General features: G+C 71.6%; 12 protein-coding genes and 1 pseudogene. 7 read left to right on the top strand and 6 right to left on the bottom strand.

The annotated features are described in order from the left end of the window. Positions 1-725 (top strand): plasmid pRiA4b ORF-3 family protein (locus KDL01_RS29060; RefSeq protein ID WP_212531831.1); only part of this gene is annotated, 725 nt, incomplete at its 5' end. A gap of 248 nt (positions 726-973) precedes the next feature. On the opposite strand, the gene KDL01_RS29055 is transcribed toward KDL01_RS29060, so the two are convergent. Beyond that, complete coding sequence (locus tag KDL01_RS29055) at positions 974-1,702, bottom strand: hypothetical protein (protein WP_212531830.1); 729 nt, start codon at positions 1,700-1,702, stop codon at positions 974-976. Positions 1,703-2,117: 415 nt separating this feature from the next. On the opposite strand from KDL01_RS29055, the gene KDL01_RS29050 reads away from it, so the two are divergent. Both KDL01_RS29050 and sigJ read left to right on the top strand, forming a co-directional pair. Then, positions 2,118-2,576 carry a carboxymuconolactone decarboxylase family protein gene (locus KDL01_RS29050; protein WP_212531829.1) on the top strand — a complete coding sequence of 153 codons (459 nt, stop codon included), beginning with the start codon at positions 2,118-2,120 and terminating at the stop codon, positions 2,574-2,576. Further along, positions 2,522-3,511, top strand: coding sequence for an RNA polymerase sigma factor SigJ (gene sigJ, locus KDL01_RS29045; protein ID WP_212531828.1), 990 nt, complete (start codon positions 2,522-2,524; stop codon positions 3,509-3,511). Before KDL01_RS29050 ends, sigJ begins: the two co-directional genes overlap by 55 nt. A 34-nt stretch (positions 3,512-3,545) precedes the next feature. Here sigJ and KDL01_RS29040 read toward each other — a convergent pair whose 3' ends face one another. From KDL01_RS29040 to murJ, 3 genes are read right to left on the bottom strand one after another with little or no spacing between them, the layout of a single operon-like run. Then, positions 3,546-6,110, bottom strand: coding sequence for a polynucleotide kinase-phosphatase (locus KDL01_RS29040; protein ID WP_212531827.1), 2,565 nt, complete (start codon positions 6,108-6,110; stop codon positions 3,546-3,548). A 3-nt stretch (positions 6,111-6,113) separates the two neighbouring features. Next, on the bottom strand, positions 6,114-7,763 hold the full coding sequence (locus tag KDL01_RS29035) for a 3' terminal RNA ribose 2'-O-methyltransferase Hen1 (RefSeq protein WP_212531826.1): 1,650 nt from the start codon (positions 7,761-7,763) through the stop codon (positions 6,114-6,116). A gap of 60 nt (positions 7,764-7,823) precedes the next feature. Next, entirely contained in the window at positions 7,824-10,022 is a 2,199-nt protein-coding gene (murJ, locus tag KDL01_RS29030) for a murein biosynthesis integral membrane protein MurJ (protein ID WP_212531825.1), read from the bottom strand. A 347-nt stretch (positions 10,023-10,369) separates the two neighbouring features. Here murJ and KDL01_RS29025 point away from each other — a divergent pair, with 347 nt between their 5' ends. From KDL01_RS29025 to KDL01_RS29015, 3 genes are all read left to right on the top strand, one after another. Then, on the top strand, positions 10,370-11,287 hold the full coding sequence (locus KDL01_RS29025; protein ID WP_212531824.1) for an SIS domain-containing protein: 918 nt from the start codon (positions 10,370-10,372) through the stop codon (positions 11,285-11,287). Positions 11,288-11,370: 83 nt separating this feature from the next. Continuing rightward, entirely contained in the window at positions 11,371-12,321 is a 951-nt protein-coding gene (locus KDL01_RS29020) for an ROK family protein (protein ID WP_212531823.1), read from the top strand. Then, positions 12,318-13,166 carry a class II fructose-bisphosphate aldolase gene (locus KDL01_RS29015; protein WP_212531822.1) on the top strand — a complete coding sequence of 283 codons (849 nt, stop codon included), beginning with the start codon at positions 12,318-12,320 and terminating at the stop codon, positions 13,164-13,166. The genes KDL01_RS29020 and KDL01_RS29015 overlap by 4 nt, the downstream gene beginning before the upstream one ends. A 32-nt stretch (positions 13,167-13,198) precedes the next feature. Here the strand turns inward: KDL01_RS29015 and KDL01_RS29010 are convergent, their stop codons facing one another. Both KDL01_RS29010 and KDL01_RS29005 read right to left on the bottom strand, forming a co-directional pair. Beyond that, on the bottom strand, positions 13,199-15,577 hold the full coding sequence (locus tag KDL01_RS29010) for a protein kinase domain-containing protein (RefSeq protein WP_212531821.1): 2,379 nt from the start codon (positions 15,575-15,577) through the stop codon (positions 13,199-13,201). Positions 15,578-15,796: 219 nt separating this feature from the next. Continuing rightward, positions 15,797-16,285, bottom strand: coding sequence for a MarR family winged helix-turn-helix transcriptional regulator (locus tag KDL01_RS29005; protein ID WP_246577156.1), 489 nt, complete (start codon positions 16,283-16,285; stop codon positions 15,797-15,799). Between the two features lie 155 nt (positions 16,286-16,440). On the opposite strand from KDL01_RS29005, the pseudogene KDL01_RS29000 reads away from it, so the two are divergent. Then, positions 16,441-17,007: pseudogene (locus KDL01_RS29000) on the top strand (haloalkane dehalogenase); the annotation flags it as partial.

The following is a 17,007-nucleotide window of genomic DNA, read 5'->3' as shown; positions in this document are numbered from 1 at the left end:
CGCCCGCGCCGCGCCCCGCCCAGGCCGAGCCGGACCCGGCCGGGTTCGGCCTGGACCTGGCCTTCCCCGACTTCCCCGGTGCGGCCGGCATCGAGATCTTCATCGGCGCGCAGGCCGGGCCCGGCGCCTTCCACGGCGGCTTCGCCGGCGGCCACCCCTCGGTCTACCGGACCGGCCGGGGCACCGGGGACGCGCCCGGCGCGGCGCACGCCCCGGAGGCGGCGACGCGGATCTACCGCCTGCGCATCGATCTCAAGGGCGCCAAGCCGCCGATCTGGCGGCGGGTGGAGGTGCCGGGCGACCTGACCCTGGCCGGCCTGCACGAGGTCATCCAGACCGTGTTCGAGTGGGAAGGCTGCCACCTGCACGTGTTCGAGACCGCGCTCGGCGAGTTCGGCGACGGCGAGGCCGCCCTCGGCCACCGGCACGACGACGAGGTGACGATCGATCAAGTGCTGCAGGGCGAACGCGCGAAGCTGAGGTACGTCTACGACTACGGCGACTACTGGGAGCACGTGATCCGGGTCGAGTCGGTCAAGGAGCCGGACCCGGGCACGATCTACCCGCAGTGCATCGGCGGCCGCCGCGCCGCGCCGCCCGAGGACTGCGGCGGCATGGTGCGCTATCAGGAGTCGCTGCGCCGCCACGGCGACGCCGGAGCCGACGTGTTCGACCTCGCCGAGCTCGACCGGCGCCTGCACGACGGCTGGCACCACCCGAGCTGACGGCGCGGCGGGCGGCGCCGGACGGGCCCCATACGGCAGCGCACAGCGGCACACGGGCGCCACGCCGGTCCACACGCGTCGTCAGACGCCGCGCGGGGCATCGCGGGGCACCGCCCGCCGATACAGAAGCGCACGAACGCCACAGGCGGGGTGCGGTCCCATATTCGGGACCGCACCCCGCCTGCACGTCATACGGGTCCTGCCGGTCTAGCGGGTACTCCTGCCGGTCCGGCCGGGGTGTTGCGGCTCTACGGCAGCTGCGACTTGATCCAGTCGTTGAGCGCCGGGCTGGACTCGACGCTCGCGATCAGCGCGTAGCGCGTGTGCGTGCCCGAGTGGGCGCCGCCGTGCCACAGCCGCTCCGAGTCCACGACCGCCTGCTGGCCCTGGGGCAGGGCTATCGCGTGCTCGGTCTTCTTGTTGAAGTGCTCCGAGCGCACCAGCAGCTGGCTGGTCGCGTCGTTCGTCAGCTCAAGCCAGACGCGCACGATCCAGCCGTGGGTGTCGGGGTTCTTGAGGTTGTTGTTGTCCTGGTGCAGACCCCAACGGCACTCGCGCAGGGTGTTCGGCTTCATCCGCAGCAGCTGCACCCGGCCGTAGCGCGCCCCGATCGACTCGAGCCAGGCCATGATGGTCGGGCACTTCTCGGAGTTCGGAGTCGGCACGCACTCGAGCTCCTCCTTGCCCACCTCGGCCGCGCCGATCATCTCGTTCTTGCCGGTCGGCGAGCAGATGGGGGCGAAGTAGGTGAACGGGTCGCTCTTGTAGGTGGTGTACTCCAGGCTCTCCCACTCCGAGGCGGGGATCTCCGGGCCGGAGTACTTCTTGAGCGTGACGTGTCCACCGCCCGCCTCCATCAGCGGGGCGCGGTAGTGCTTGGTGTTGAGGTCCGGGACGAACGGAGGCTTGCGCACACCCGCGACGTCCAGCAGTTTTCCGGTGTACTCGTTCTTCAGAACGTCGGTGAGGCCTGACATTCCTTCGCTCCCCACTTCTAGGGCCGCAGGTCCCGTTCGGGGGATCCTGCTCCCGGCGGTCACCTGATGATGTGCTCAATCGGTCAGCGTACGAGTGGCATGTTAACGCTTCTGAAGTCACTGATGAGTGCAGCCTCAGAACCCGCCTGATCAGGGTCTGCCCGCGAGGCTTGAGCGTATTCACCACGAGAACCGAACGGCGGGCGACCGTTCAGTCAGGGAACGACCCGCCACCGGATCCCGGCCGGGGCCCGACCGTACCCCGGCCACGCGCCGATCGTGACCGGCGTCACATCGCGAACCGTCACGCGTGACCGCCCTGCCCCGTCAGACGTTCGTCCGGACGAACCGTCCCGACGGAACCTGACGACACCTGACGACACCTGACGACACCCACCGAGAGGAAGCGATCCCCATGACCGAGCGTCTGGCCTGGGTCAAGGCGGCACCCGGCGCGTACGAGGCGATGTCCGGGCTCGAGCGTTACGCCAAGGCGAACCTCGACCCGCTGCTGTTCGAACTCGTCAAGCTGCGCGCCTCCTACCTCAACGGATGCGCGTTCTGCGTCGACATGCACGCCTACGACGCGCTCAAGGGCGGCGAACAGCTCCAGCGGATCCTGCTGGTCGCCGTCTGGCGCGAGGCCGAACACCTCTACACCGCGAAGGAACGCGCGGCGCTCGCCCTGACCGAGGAGGTCACCACCCTCAGCGGCAACGGCGGGCGCGGCGTGAGCGACGAGGTGTGGGCGGCGGCCGCGGCCGAGTTCGACGACACCGAGCTGACGAACCTGCTCACCGCGATCGCTACGATCAACGCATGGAACCGGTTCGCGGTCAGCACCCGGATGGCCATCCCGACGCGGACCGCGTGAACGCGGCCACCGCGACCACCGCACGGCGGCCGGCCCCGCTCGAGGACGCGTTCCTCGAGCACCGGCCGCTGCTGCACGCCATCGCCTACCGCATGCTCGGCTCGGTGCACGACGCCGAGGACGCCGTCCAGGACGCCTACCTGCGCTGGATGTCGCAGGACCCGCAGACCGTGGCCAACCCGGCCGGGTTCCTGACCACCGTGGTCACCCGGCTGTGCCTGGACCGGCTGCGCTCGGCCGCGGTGCGCCGGGAGCTGTACGTCGGCCCGTGGCTGCCCGAACCGCTGCCGACCGCCACCGCGAACGGGACCACGGGCTGCGGCGGCGCCGACCCGGCCGCGGCCGTCGCCGTGCGCGAGTCCGCCTCGATCGGCATGCTGATGCTGCTCGACCAGCTCAGCCCGGCCGAGCGGGCCGTGTTCGTGCTGCGCGAGGCCTTCGACGTGCCCTACGCCGAGATCGCCCGGATCATCGAGCACACGCCCGAATCCTGCCGCCAGCTCCACCACCGCGCCGGCCGGCGCGTCGCCACCACGCCCAAGCGGCGCGGGGCCACCCGGCCGCCCGACCCGGCCCGTGACCAGCGCATCGTCGAGGGCTTCCTCGCCGCGGCACGCAGCGGCGACCTGGCACAGCTCACCACGCTGCTGCGCGAGGACGTCATCGTCTACAACGACGGCGGCGGCAAGGCCTCGACCGGGTTCAACCCGATCCGCAGCGCGGCCAAGGTGGCCCGGCTCTACACGCACGTCTTCCCGAAGCGCTTCGCCGAAGGCGCCACCGTGACTTTCCAGCGGTTCAACGACGCGCCCGGGATGATCGTGCGACGCCCGCTGCTCACCTTCGTCTACACCTTCGACCTCGACGAGGACGGGCGCATCGCGCACATCTATATGGTCGCCAACCCGGACAAGCTCACGCACCTCGTGCCGTGAGCCTGCCCGGATCGGCGGCGGTGCCTGCCGCGTCCTAGAGCCGCGGGTCCACCGGCTCGGACTCCAGCGCCAGCACCGCGAACACCGCCTCGTGCACGCGGTAGAGCGGCTCGCGCGCCACGAAGCGCTCCAGCGCCTCGAGCCCGAGCACGTACTCGCGCAGCGCCAGGGACTGCTTGCGCCCGAGCGAGCGGCGCCGCAGCCGGGCCAGGTTGCGCGGCTCGAGGTACTCGGGCCCGTAGATGATCCGCAGGTACTCCGGCCCACGGCACTTCACTCCGGGCTGGACGATCCGGCGCCCCTCGCGCACCAGCGCGTCGAAAGGCTTGACGACCATCCCCTCGCTGCCACCGCCGGTCAGCTCCTCCCACCACGCGGTCGCTTCCGCCACCGCCGCCTCGTCGCCGAGGTCGACGACGCGCCGGGCCGTGGCCTGGAACAGCACGGGATCGGCCGCGCACAGCCGGTCGAGCAGCGCGAGGTGCCAGCCGTGGTCGCGCGTCGCGTAGACCTGGCCCTCGGCCGCGAGCACCTGGAACGGCGCGAGCCGCACCCCGTCGAGGCCCGAGGTGGGCCAGCAGTACTGTCCGTAAGCCGCGGTGAACGATTCCGCCGCCTCCCTCCGGCCGCGCTGTTCCTCGAGCATCTCGCCGACCTCGAGCCCGCGCGCCGCGCCCTGTTCGAGCACGGCGATCGTGGCCCCGAGCCCGGCCCGCGAGGCCGCGCCCACCGCCGCGTACTGATCGCGCAGCAGACCCATCGCCTTCGCCGACCACGGCAGCAGCTCGCAGTCGAGCAGCAGCCAGTCGGTGCCCAGCTCCTCCCACAGGCCTGCCGCATCCGCCGCCGTACGCACCCGCCCGAGCAGGTCCTCGGTCACCGCGGCGGAGTCGAAGAACGGCCGCCCGGTCCGCGTCACCACGACACCCGTCGATCCGTCGGTCACGCCGAACCGCCGCGCGGCCGCCGCGCCGACCTCGCTCCCGGCAGCGTCCTTCGTCACCAGGACCACCGCGCGCGAACCCATGTGCTTCTCCTCGCACACGACCCGCCCGACGCCCGCCGCGGCGAAGTACCCGAAGGCCTCCACCGGGTGTTCGAGCACGTCCTCACGCGAGGACGTGGCCACCGGCGCCATCGTCGGCGGCAGGTACACCAGCCAGCGCGGGTCCACCGCGAACCGGCTCATCACCTCCAGCGCCGCGGCCGAGTTCTCCTCCTGTACGACCAGATCGCCCATCAGCCGCGTCTGCACCGTGCGCCGCCCGAGCACGTCGCCGAGGTCGAGCACCCCGGGATCGCGCCCCGCCCTGGCCGCCGGCTCCAGCGGGCGAACCGGCTCGTACCAGACCTGCTCCGCCGGCACCGCGACCAGCTCGCGCTCCGGGTAACGCAGCGCCGTCAGCGACCCGCCGAACACGCACCCGGTGTCGAGGCACAGCGTGTTGTTGACCCACGCCGGCTCCAGCACGGGAGTGTGCCCGTAGAGGACCATGGCCGAACCGCGGTACTCCTCGGCCCACGGGTAACGCACCGGCAGACCGTACTCGTCCGTCTCCCCGGTGGTCTCGCCGTAGAGCGCGAACGAACGCACCCGGCCCGAGGCGCGGCCCTGGTAGGCCTCCTTGAGCCCCGCGTGCGCGACCACGAGCGATCCGCCGTCCAGCACGTAGTGGCTGATCAGCCCGCGGCAGAACTCGATCACGCGCTTGCGGAACTCTTCCGGCTCGCGCTCGAGCTGCTCGAGCGACTCGGCGATCCCGTGCCGCAGCTGGACCTTGCGGCCCGTCAGCGCCCGCACGAGCTTGTTCTCGTGGTTGCCCGGGACGCACAGCGCGTGTCCGGCCTCGACCATCCCCATGACCAGCCGCAGCACGCCCGGGGTGTCCGGGCCGCGGTCGACCAGGTCGCCGACGAACACGGCCGTGCGCGTCGCGGGCGGCACCGCGTCCACCGCGCGGCCCGCCTCGTCGCGCACGAGCACGTACCCGAGCGAGACCAGCAGCGACTCGAGCTCGGCCCGACACCCGTGCACGTCCCCGATGACGTCGAACGGGCCGGTCAGCTCGCGCTTGTCGTTGTAGGCCTTCTCGTACGCGATCGACGCCTCCTCGACCTCCTCCACGCCGTGCAGCACGTGCACCTTGCGGAAGCCCTCACGCTCGAGATTGCGCAGGTGCGTCCGCAGCTCCCGCCGCTGACGCGCGATCACATGCGGCCCCATGACCCGGTCCGGCCGCAGCTCGTTGCGCTCCCGGCACACCTGCTCCGGCACGTCGAGCACGATCGCCACCGGCAGCACGTCGTACTCGCGCGCGACCTTGACCAGCGCCTCGCGCGCCTTGGGCTGCACGTTGGTCGCGTCGATGACCGTCAGCAGCCCGCGCCGCAGCCGGATCCCGGCCAGGTGGTGCAGCAGCGCGAACGCGTCCGGCGTCGCGGACTGGTCGTTCTCGTCGTCGCTCACCAGCCCCCGGCACCAGTCCGAGGAGATCACCTGCGTGGGCAGGAAGTGGCGCCCGGCGAACGTCGACTTGCCGGACCCGGTCGTGCCGACCAGAACCACGAGCGAAAGCTCGGGCACCGTGAGAGTGCGCATGGGTTAGTTCGCCTCCTTCTCTGACTTCGCGGACCGCTCTGAGCTCTCTGACTTCGGGGACTGCGTGGACTTCGGGGACTGCGTGGGCTGCGTGGACTGGGAGCCGCGGTCGGCTTCCGCTCTGCCCGCGTTCGTCGGGCCTGTTATCTTGCCGTCCCCCCGCCGGAACACGGCCATCTGCGTCGGCGCGCCCACCTCCGGGTCCACCTCGCCCACCGGCCGGAACCCGACCGTGTACGCGTACTGCGCCGCGACGTCCTCGGCCCAGGCCGCGAACTCCTCCCGGCTCCACTCGAACCGGTGGTCCCGGTGCCGCAGCCGCCCCGCCTCGAGCGTCTCGTAGCGCACGTTGTACTCCACGTTCGGCGTGGTCACGATCACCGCCTCCGGCCGCGCCGCGCCGAACACCGCGTGCTCGAGCGAGGCCAGCCGCGGCGGGTCCACGTGCTCGATGACCTCCATCAGCACCGCCGCGTCGTAGCCCTTGAGCGACGCGTCGGTGTACGTCAGCGAGCCCTGCTTCAGCGTCAGCCGGGCCGCCACCGATTCGGGCTGCCGTTCCAGCCGCAGCTTGCGCGCCGCGTACTGCAGCGCCCTGACCGACACGTCGACGCCCACGATCGAGGTGAAGTAGCGGTCGTGCAGCAGGTGCCGCAGCAGCGCGCCGCCGCCACACCCGAGGTCGAGCACGCTCTTGCCGCCGACGTCCTTGAGCGCCGCCACGACGGCTTCGTGCCGCAGCGTGGCCAGCGAGGTGTGCGGCGAAGGCTCCTGCGCCTCGGCGACCGCGACGGCGTTGTCCGACGTGCCGTCAGAACCGTTCCCCGTGCCCTCGGCGGCCACGACGCCCTCCTCGACGCCGTCGCCCTCCTCCGGGACCGCGTTGTCGAGCTCGGCCGCGGGCACCTCGTCCGACTCGGCGAGCCGGGCCAGGGCGCTGCGCACCAGCGTGGGCCGACGCCCGAGGTACCGGCGCGTGATCAGCTCGCGGTCGGGGTGGCCGGGAAGCCAGGCCTCCCCCGCGCGCAGCAGCTTCTCCACCTCCTCGCCGTCGATCCAGTAGTGCTTGGACCCGTCGAGCACCGGCAGCAGCACGTAGAGCTGGCTCAGCGCGTCGCAGACCCGCTGCTCCCCGGTCAGCGTGACGTCGCAGTACCGCGACTCCCCCCACGCCGGGAACGCCGGGTCGAGCGTCAGCGGCGTGGCCGTGACCGTCCACCCGAGCGGCGCGAACATCCGCTCGACGAAGGCGGCCGTGGCCGAGACCACCGGCAGCCGCAGCGTCAGCGGCATCGCGGCGGCCGCGAGTTGCGGCCGTTCCTTCGAGGTCCCGCGGATGGCGGTGCGGAAAACCTGCCCGATGGCGCCCGCGAGCAGCGAGCTCGCCGCGTAGGGCCGGTCGTTGACGTACTGCGACAGCGAGAAGTCGGCGGAGTCGAGATTCCGGCTCTTGATCAGGCCGATCGGATCGATCTCCAGGTAGAGCGCCGCCGTGCACCGCGCCTCGTCCGCTTCGGGATAGAACACCCGGGACCGTCCGAAGCCGTGGCTGAAGGACTGGACGGTCGCGGGGTTCTTCGCGAGCAGGTAGCCGAGGTCGGTGGCCGGCCATGGCGCTCCGGCCGGCCGGGTCGCTGTGATCGTAACGAGCATACGTAAGAGTCTGTCGGATTCCGCGCCTGGACAGGAACAGGTTTACCCGGCGCCGGGCGCTCAGGTCAGGACACGGCGATACCGGCCAAGCCGCGACTTCACCGCGCCGAGCAGCGTATCCATCTCCCTCACGTGCATGGCCCGCGCGGCGCCCAGGAACACCGCGACGAACAGCGCGCCGCCGACGATCAGGCCGGCCAGCGCGCCCACGGTGCCGGCGCCTCTCAGATCCGTGATGTATATCCCGGCCGGGCCGCCGATCGCCGCCGCCAGCGCGGCCGCCGCGCACAGCTTGACGTGGACCCGCACCACCCGCCTGCCGTCGAAGCTGCCGACCAGCAGGTGCAGGCGCCGCGCGGTGATGACCACGCCGATCAGGTAGGAGACGGAGTAGGCCGCGCACATCCCGGCCACCGCCCACTGCGTCCCGCCCAGGAAGGCGAACGAGAGCCAGGCCAGGGCGGCGTTGGCGAGGCCGATCCACAGGGCGAGATAGAACGGCGTCTTCGTATCCTGATAGGCGTAGAAGCCGCGCAGCATGACGAAGTAGGCGGAGTAGGGAATCAGGCCGAGGCTGAAGACCATCAGCATGTAGCCCAGGTTGTGCGACTGGGCCGGGCTCGCGCTGCCGTGGCCGAACAGGATCGAGACGATCTGCTGGGCGAAGGCCAGGAAGGCGAAGGCGGCCGGCACGATCAGGATGCCGGTCGAGCGCAGGCCGTAGGAGATCGAGTCGCCGACGGCGCGCTTGTCCCCGGCGAGCGCGGACCGGCTCATCCGCGGCAGCAGCGCCGTGATGATGGAGACGGTGACGACGGACTGCGGCAGTATCCACGTCGTCACCGCGTACGAATACGCCGAGTAGCCCACCCCCTGGAACGGGTAGCGCCGGCCCATCGTGGTGGCCATCACGGTCACCGCCCAGCTCACGGCCGTGGTGACCAGGACGGTCGCCAGCGTCCACTTGGCCAGGGCCACGGACTTGCCCAGGCCGGTGCCGCGCCAGTCGAAGCGCGGCCGGTAGTTCACGCCGACCCCGCGCAGATACGGCACGAGCGTCAGCGCCTGCAGCACGATGCCGAGCGTCGTGCCCAGGCCGAGGAGCAGTTCCTCCCCGCTCGTGATGGTCTCGGTCGTGCTGGTGATCCCGCCGACGATCCACAGGTAGGCGCCGAACGCGGCGATCTGCACCACGTTGGCCAGCACCGGCGTCCACATCATGGGGCCGTAGCTGTCCTTGGCGTTGAGGATCTGCCCGAGCATGACGGAGAGCCCGTAGAAGAAGATCTGCGGCAGGCAGTAGCGCGCGAACATGATCGTGACCTGGCGGTCCGCGCCCGAGTAGCTGCCGCCGGTATAGAGGTTCACCAGCTGCGGGGCCAGCAGCAGCGCGAGCACGGTGAGCGCGCCCACGACCACGATCGTCATGGTCAGCAGCCGGTTGATGAACGCCTGGCCGCCGTCCGCGTCGTCCTTCATCGCGCGCACCAGCTGCGGCACGAAGATCGCGTTGACCGCGCCGCCGATCACGATCATGTAGACCATGTTCGGCAGGTTGTTGCCCACGCTGAAGGCGTCCGACAGGCTGCTCGTGCTGAGCGCGGCCACCATCATCGAGGAGCGGACCATGCCGGTGACCCGGGAGGCGATGGTGCCCATCGCCATGATCCGGCTGGCTCGCGAGACGCTAGTAGCGGCCGCGCCGGTCTTGGCGCGGCCGTTCGGGGAGACGCCGGTGCGCGGCGCAGCGGTCGGCCGGGACTCGGCCTCGAGGCCGCCGGCCCCGTCGAGACGTGTCGCGGGGCCCTGCACCTGCCCGCGGCGTGGCGGGATGAGCTGCTGCAGGCTGACCGGGTCGAGGAAGCCGGCGCTTATCGGCGAGAGGTTGAAGCTGGTGACCTCGACCGCCTCCGCGTAGGCGGCCCGCCGCTCCGCCCGCGCCTCCGGCGCCTCGTCCGGCAGGATGCCGGGATACCAGCGCGTCTGCTGTTCGTGCCGGGTGTGCTGGTACCACTCGTCGGTGTGGCCGGCGAACTCGGTCTCCGGGTCGCTCTGCAGCGTGCCGAGGCCGCCGGAACCGTCGGGACCTTCGGAGCCGCTGGACTCGCCCGCACCGCCCCCACCGCCCAGACCGAGCTGCGGCGGATGGCCGTGCGGCTGGTCGGCGTGAAACTCCGCCACTTCCGCCACGTCTGTCACGTCCGCCACGCGTTCGGCTTCGGCGGCACGCCGGTCACCCTCGGGTCCCCATGCTGACATCGCCCGGTCTCCTCCTGTGCCACCCGGCACGCGACAGCCAGCGCGTGCGGAGGTAACCGAGCGCTCTGCTCCAGTCATACCAGGGTCACGGCCGCCACGGTGTCATTGCGTCCATTGATCACTCGGACGGACCGCGTTCGCGCGCTCACGGTGCGCGGACGCGTGTCGGCCCGGTGTCGGCCCCGCGTCGGCCGCCGCGTCGGCCTCGCGTGCGGCGCCGTCTCGCTCCGCGTCACACGCTTGCTAATCGTGCTCGTTTCTGAGATCTTTCGATCATTATCGAGCACTCGGTGCGCGATTTCGCGCATGGTGGACGCGGAGACGCGCAAGACCCCAGGGAGCCTGTCGTGCGGCATGTCAGCGCAGAGATAGCCAGCCAGCCGGAGTGCTGGTCCAAGGCCGCGCAACTCGCTCCCACCGCCGCCGGGCTGCCCGCCCCGGGTGAGCGGGTCGCGGTCGTGGGCTGCGGCACGTCCTGGTTCATCGCGATGAGCTACGCGGCCCTGCGCGAAGCCGCCGGCCAGGGCGAGACGGACGCCTTCGCAGCGTCCGAATTCCCCCTCGGCCGCCTCGCCGCCGGGCGCTACGACCGGATCGTGGCCATCACCCGCTCCGGCACCACGACCGAGGTCCTGGCCCTGCTCGAGCGGGTCCGCGGCGGAGCCGGGAACGGCGCCGTGGCGCCCGCCACGGTGCGGACCACCGCCATCACCGGCGACCCGCGCACCCCGATCATGACCGCCGCCGACGACGTCATCGTGCTCGAGTTCGCCGACGAGAAGTCCGTGGTGCAGACCCGGTTCGCCACCACCGCGCTCGCGCTGCTGCGCGCGCACCTCGGCGAGGACCTCACCGGCGCCGTCGAGGACGCCCGCTCGGCCATCGCCGCCCCGCTCGCGGACGTGCTCACCGGCGCCGAGCAGTTCAGCTTCCTCGGCACCGGCTGGACCATCGGGCTCGCCACCGAGGCCGGGCTGAAGATGCGCGAGGCCGCGTGCGCGTGGACCGAGTCGTACCCGGCGATGGAATACCGGCACGGCCCGATCAGCATCACCGGCCCGAACCGCGTCGCCTGGGGCTTCGGTCCGCTCCCGGAGGGCCTGGACGCGCAGATCGCGGCGACCGGCGGCCACCTGGAGACCAGCGCGCTCGACCCGATGGCCGACCTGATCCGCGTTCAGCGCCTGGCCGTCGCCATCGCCGAGGCCCGCGGCCTTGACCCGGACCAGCCGCGGCACCTGACCCGTTCCGTCATCCTCCCGTGAACGGTTCCCCCGTCAGCTCTGACGCCGGCACTCGCCCGGTCGGCCCTGACCCCGTCGGCCCCGTCGCGCCGCATCCCGCGCGGGTGCTCGGAATCGACGTCGGCGGTACCTCCATGAAGGCGGCGTTCCGTTCCGTGGGCGCGGACGGCCGGCTCGGCGCGCCCGAGCACACCGCCCGGCGGCCGACTCCGGCCGGCCCCGAGACCGCGGACGCACTCGGCGACTTCGCCGCCGACCTGATCGCCGCGCACGGACCCGTGGACGCGGTCGGAATCGGCGCGCCGGGGATCGTGGACGAGGTCGCGGGTGTGGCGGAGTTCTCCGTGGCACCGGCCTGGACGAACCTGCCGCTGCGGGAGCTCGTGGCCGCGCGTCTCGGCGGCATACCCGTCACGCTCGGCCACGACGTGCGGCTCGGCGGCCTGGCCGAGGGACAACTCGGCGCGGCCTCGGGCAGCCGGGACTACCTGTTCGTGGCCCTGGGCACGGGCGTCGGCGGCATGCTCTGCCTCGACGGCGTCCCGCGCCTCGGGCCGCACCATCGCGCCGCCGAGATCGGCCACGTCGTCGTCGACCCGACCGACGAGCCGTGCGGCTGCGGCCGACGCGGCTGCCTGGAGAACTTCGCCTCCGCGACCGCGATCGCGAGCCGCTACGGCAGCGGCGTCTCAGCGTACGAGGTCTCCCGGCTGGCCGCGGCGGGTGACGCCCGGGCCGTCGCGGTCTGGTCGCGGGCGGTCGAGGCGCTGGCCGTCGCGCTGGAGGGCGCGATCACGCTGCTGGACCTCGAGGTGATCGTCATCGGCGGCGGCGTGGCCAAGGCGGGCGAGCAGCTGCTCGCACCGCTGCGCGCCGAGATCGACGCCCGCCTGACCTTTCAGCGCCCGCCACGGATCGTCCAGGCGGCGCTGGGCGACGAGGCGGCCGTGGCCGGCGCCGCGCTCATCGCGCTCGACCTGCTCCGCCCGGCATCCCCGCCCTCCCCGTCCGAACTCGCACCGCACCGCACCGAATCCGAGGACCTGATCTCATGACCCTGCGTTCGACCGACGAGCTGATCACCGAAGCCCGCGCGGGCGGCCGGGCCGTCGCCGCGTTCAACGTCATCACGCTCGAACACGCCGAGGGCATCGTGGCCGGCGCCGAGCAGGTCGGTGTCCCGGTGATACTCCAGATCAGCGAGAACGCGGTGAAGTTCCACGGCGGCAGCCTGCTGCCGATCGCGCGGGCGAGCGCCGCGGTGGCGCAGTCGGCCGGCGTGCCCGTGTCGCTGCACCTCGACCACGTCGAGGACGAGGCCCTGCTGCGTCAGGCCGCCGACGCCGGATTCAGCTCCGTCATGTTCGACGCCTCACACGCCGAGTACGCCGAGAACGTCGAGGCGACCCGGCGGGCGGCCGAGTGGGCGCACCGCAACGGCCTGCTGATCGAGGCCGAGCTCGGCCAGGTCGGCGGCAAGGACGGGGTGCACCTGGGCGCCCACGAACCGGGCGCGCGCACCGACCCGGACGAGGCGGTCGCGTACGTCGCGGCCACCGGCGTGGACGCTCTCGCGGTGGCGGTGGGCAGCTCGCACGCGATGACGACGCGCACGGCCGGGCTCGACTTCGAGCTGATCGAGCGGCTGCGCGACGCCGTGGCCATTCCGCTGGTGCTGCACGGTTCGTCCGGCGTGCCCGACGAGGCGTTGGCCGCGGGCATCCGCGCGGGCATCGTCAAGGTCAACATCGGCACCGCGTTGAATCTCGCGTACACCGGCGCGGTCCGCTCCTTCCTGGACGCGGACGCCAAGACCGTGGACCCGCGCAAGTTCCTCAAGCCCGCGCGCGCCGCACTCGCCGAGACTGTGGCGCAGATGCTGGCGGTCGTCTCGGGCTGAGGCTGCTCACGGCTTAGGCCGGCGTCGTCGTCCTACACCTGGGCGACGACGGGGGTGCCCTCGATCATGTCGCTGAGCGCGTACGTCCACTTCCGCGTACCGTCACGCAGGTCGAGGGCGACGACTCCGCCGGTGGGCGCGGGCGCGGTGCTGTTCTGGTTCGTCTCGCCCACGAACATGACGTTTCCCGCCATCGACCCCGTGGTGAAGGCCTCCAGCTCGGACATCTTCGTGTCGTAGGCCCACAGCTTCGTGCCCTTGGCGCGGTCGAGCCCGAGGACCGTGCAGTCGAGGTTCAGGCTGTCGTGCGGCGCGGCGGTGGCGATCGCCGCGCACAGCACGTCCGCCGAGACCGCGAGCACGGAGTCTCCGGGCCCGAACCACGGGTCGAGCTGGTGGTCCCAGATCTTCGTGCCCTGCTGCGCGTCGAGCGCGAGAATGTTCCCCGGACCGGGTCCGAAGCCCGGGTAGGCGGAGACGAGGGCGTAGATCGTATCGTCCGCCAACTCGAACCTCCAGCAGTCGGATCCGCCATCGGACGCCGCGGACGCCGAGACGCGGTAGGTCCAGTTGATCGCCCCGGAGTTCGCGTCGAGCGCGAGCAGGTCACCGGTCCTCGTCTTGTTCGGGCCGGTGCCGGTGGTGCTGACGTAGAGCTGACCTTCGTACTGCCGCAGGTCGGTGGCATCCCCCGGCAGCGCGGGCCCGGTCCACTTCACCTTGCCGCTGCCCGAATCGATGCTGACGTAGTACGGCGCACTGCCGTTGGCCGGGGTCTGCGCGATGTAGATGCTGCGCGCGTCGAACACGTCGAGAGTCGCGTCGAAGTCGCCCAGCCCACTCGGAGCGTACGTCCACGTACGGGTGCCGTTGCTCGTGTCGACGGCGACGAGACCGGCAGTGTCCTGCGCCTGCCCGCTCAGGATCAGCAGCCCGTCGGACGCCACGCCGAGGATCATCGCGTCCACGTCGAACGGCGTCGCGTACGACCACTTCCGTGAGCCGTCGTTGCTGTCGATCGCGTAGAGCGTGTAGGGCGTTCCGCCCGAGCCGTTCGTCCCGGCGTCGGAGCCGAGGACGAAGACGGTGTCGGGGTTGTCCGAGGTCAGCATGGGCGCGCCGACCACGGAGCCGTCGCCGATCTGAGCGCTCCAGAGCGGTTTCCCGCCCGCCGCCTCGTACGCCCGGAGTTCGACGGTGCTGCTCGTATCGCTGGTGTCGACGCCCACGTACACGCAGGTACCGTCGCACACCGGCGCGCTCATCGCCCAGATCTCGGCGATATGCCTGGTCCAGCGCGGCTTGCCGCCGGCGGCGTAGAGCGCGGAGACGGTGCCGCTGAGATCGGTGATGTACACCGTGTCCTGCTTCGCCGCAGCCGTGCCGGTCGCCGTCGACGTGCCGCCGGATCGCGCGTGCGCGCTGTCCGCCAGCGCCCACCACGTCCCGCCGCCGAGGGCCGCCGTCGCCGCCACCGCCCCGAGCGTGAGCACGCGGCGCCGCGTCAACGTCTGCTGCGACGTCTGCCGCGATTGCGCATCCCGAGGTGGAGGGCCGGGGTTCGCGAAGCCCGGCCACGGGGCGGGCACCGGGTAGTCCCCCGGCCGGCGCTGCAGGAAGTCGGCGAGCAGCCGGTCCAGCTCCGGGCGCTGCGATCGGTCCTTGACGAGGCACGCGGCCAGGATCGGCTGGAGCGGCGCCGGCACGTCGTGCAGCTGCGGCTCGGCGGTCAGGATCGCGCCGATCAGGGCGGTGGGGTGCTCGGCCTGGTTGAACGGCGGATGGCCGGTCGCGGCGAACACCAGCACGCCGCCGAGCGCGAAGACGTCGGCCGCCGCGTCGAGCGCAACGCCGGAGAACGCCTCGGGCGCCATGTACAGCAGCGTCCCGCCGATCTCCGAGGTCGTGGTCACCGGCGCGGACTCGGCCAGCGAGGCGATGCCGAAGTCGATCACCTTCGGCCCCTCGGGCGACATCAGGATGTTGCCGGGCTTGAGGTCGCGGTGGACGATGCCTTCGCGGTGGATGCCCTGTAAGGCCTCGACGAGCTGCGCGCCGAGCGTCCAGACGTGCTCGGGCGGCAGCGGCCCGTGCCGGGAGACGAGCTCCTGCAGGCTGGGCCCGTCGACGTAGACGGTGGCCAGCCACAGCTGCTCCCCCTCGGCGTCCATGTCCTCGACGCCCGCCGTGAACGCCCCGCTCACCCGGCGCGCGGCCGCGATCTCCCGGGCGAAGCGGGCCCGCAGCGCGGGATCGGCGGACAGGTCCTCGCGCATGGTCTTGATGGCGACGCGCCGCCCGGCCGGCGAACGGCCGAGGTAGACCACGCCCATGCCGCCCTGCCCGAGCCGCCCGAGGATCTCGTAACGCCCGATCCGCCGCGGATCACGCGGCGCGAGCGGTTCGACCATCCCGACGTCCTCCCCTCCCGCACCCTGCCGATACCCCGCCCGAGATCCCGGACACCGTCTCCGGCACCGTTCCCCCGAGCGCGCGCCGAGGCTAGTGCCCGGGCTCCGGGACCCCTCCCGGGCAGGGTCGCGACGCAGCCTTCAGCTACGCCGGGCGCTCTGGCTGCTCTTGCGATCCCTCCACCTGATCGCCTCTCACCGCGTCACGTCGTCACCGCGTCACCGCGTCTCGAGGTGCTCGTTCAGCCGCAGCAGCAGATCGATCAGCAGCTCGCGTTCCGCCGGCGAGAACGGGGCGAGCAGTTCGTCCTCGATCTGCTTGATCAGCCTGGCCAGCTCGTCGAGCCGAGTCCGTCCGGCATCCGTGATCAGGACGACGTTCCGGCGCCGGTCGTCCGGATCCGGCGCGCGCTGCACATAGTCCTGCTGCGCCAGCTCGTTGAGCAGCGCGACCATGTCGCTGCGGTAGATGCCGGTGCGCCGGGAGAGCTCGGCCTGGCTCGCCGGACCGGACTCCTCCAGCGAGGAGAGGACCGCGTAGTGCCATTTGTGCGCACCGACGGCGGAGAGCCGCTCGGAGGCGAGGCGGTCCGCGCGGTTCGCGTTCTGATTCAGCAGGCGGCTCGGCAGCCGGTGCAGCCGGGTGGGCGGCGCAGCGGCGGCCGGCATGTCTTCGTGCTCGGAATCGGTCCTGGCCGCGTTCGTCATGACCTCCATCCTAGCGCGCTTGCGTTAGTGCCACTAACGGTATAGCATCGTTCATGGAACTAACGTTAGCCTAGTGAACGTTTATTAGTCGAACGCACCGCCTCAGTAGAAACGACTCAGTAGAAACGGCTTAGCCGCACCGATTCAGCGCAACCCAGGAGGCTCACATGTCCACGATCAGCGTTCTCGACTCGACCATGCACTACGAGGAGTCCGGCGCCGGCCTGCCGATCGTGTTCCTGCACGGCAACCCGGCCTCGTCCTACCTGTGGCGCAAGGTCACCCCGCAGCTCGCCGACCGCGCCAAGACCCTCGCTCCCGACCTCATCGGCATGGGCGCCTCGGGCCGACCCGAGATCGCCTACGGTTTCGACGACCACGCCCGGTACCTCGAGGCCTGGTTCGACGCCCTCGACCTGAGGCAGGTGGTCCTGGTGGGCCACGACTGGGGCGGGGCGCTCGCGCTGGACTGGGCGGCCCACCACCCCGACCGGGTGCGCGGCGTGGCCCTGCTCGAAACCATTCTCAAGCCCCTGAGCTCGGCGCACCTGTCCGCGCCGGCCCGCGAGCGCTTCGAGTCCTTCCGCACCCCCGGCCTGGGCGAGAAGCTCGTCCTCGAGGAGAACCTCTTCCTCAAGACGGCGTTCACCGGTGGCGTCCTCAACCCCCTGACGGAGGAGGAGGTCGCGCCCTACAAGGCCCCCTACCCCACCCCTGAATCC

The sequence above is a fragment of the Actinospica durhamensis genome (assembly GCF_018139695.1).
GTDB lineage: Bacteria > Actinomycetota > Actinomycetes > Streptomycetales > Catenulisporaceae > Actinospica > Actinospica durhamensis.
Note: the sequence above shows the minus strand (reverse complement) of the source record. Positions and strands in the feature narration are given on the sequence as shown.

Bases quoted from the DNA above. Each gene is read 5' to 3' on its own strand.
- KDL01_RS29055 (WP_212531830.1), bottom strand. From the start codon at position 1,702: ATGTCAGGCCTCACCGACGTTCTGAAGAACGAGTACACCGGAAAACTG.
- KDL01_RS29050 (WP_212531829.1), top strand. From the start codon at position 2,118: ATGACCGAGCGTCTGGCCTGGGTCAAGGCGGCACCCGGCGCGTACGAG.
- sigJ (WP_212531828.1), top strand. From the start codon at position 2,522: ATGGAACCGGTTCGCGGTCAGCACCCGGATGGCCATCCCGACGCGGAC.
- KDL01_RS29040 (WP_212531827.1), bottom strand. From the start codon at position 6,110: ATGCGCACTCTCACGGTGCCCGAGCTTTCGCTCGTGGTTCTGGTCGGC.
- KDL01_RS29035 (WP_212531826.1), bottom strand. From the start codon at position 7,763: ATGCTCGTTACGATCACAGCGACCCGGCCGGCCGGAGCGCCATGGCCG.
- murJ (WP_212531825.1), bottom strand. From the start codon at position 10,022: ATGTCAGCATGGGGACCCGAGGGTGACCGGCGTGCCGCCGAAGCCGAA.
- KDL01_RS29015 (WP_212531822.1), top strand. From the start codon at position 12,318: ATGACCCTGCGTTCGACCGACGAGCTGATCACCGAAGCCCGCGCGGGC.
- KDL01_RS29010 (WP_212531821.1), bottom strand. From the start codon at position 15,577: ATGGTCGAACCGCTCGCGCCGCGTGATCCGCGGCGGATCGGGCGTTAC.
- KDL01_RS29005 (WP_246577156.1), bottom strand. From the start codon at position 16,285: ATGACGAACGCGGCCAGGACCGATTCCGAGCACGAAGACATGCCGGCC.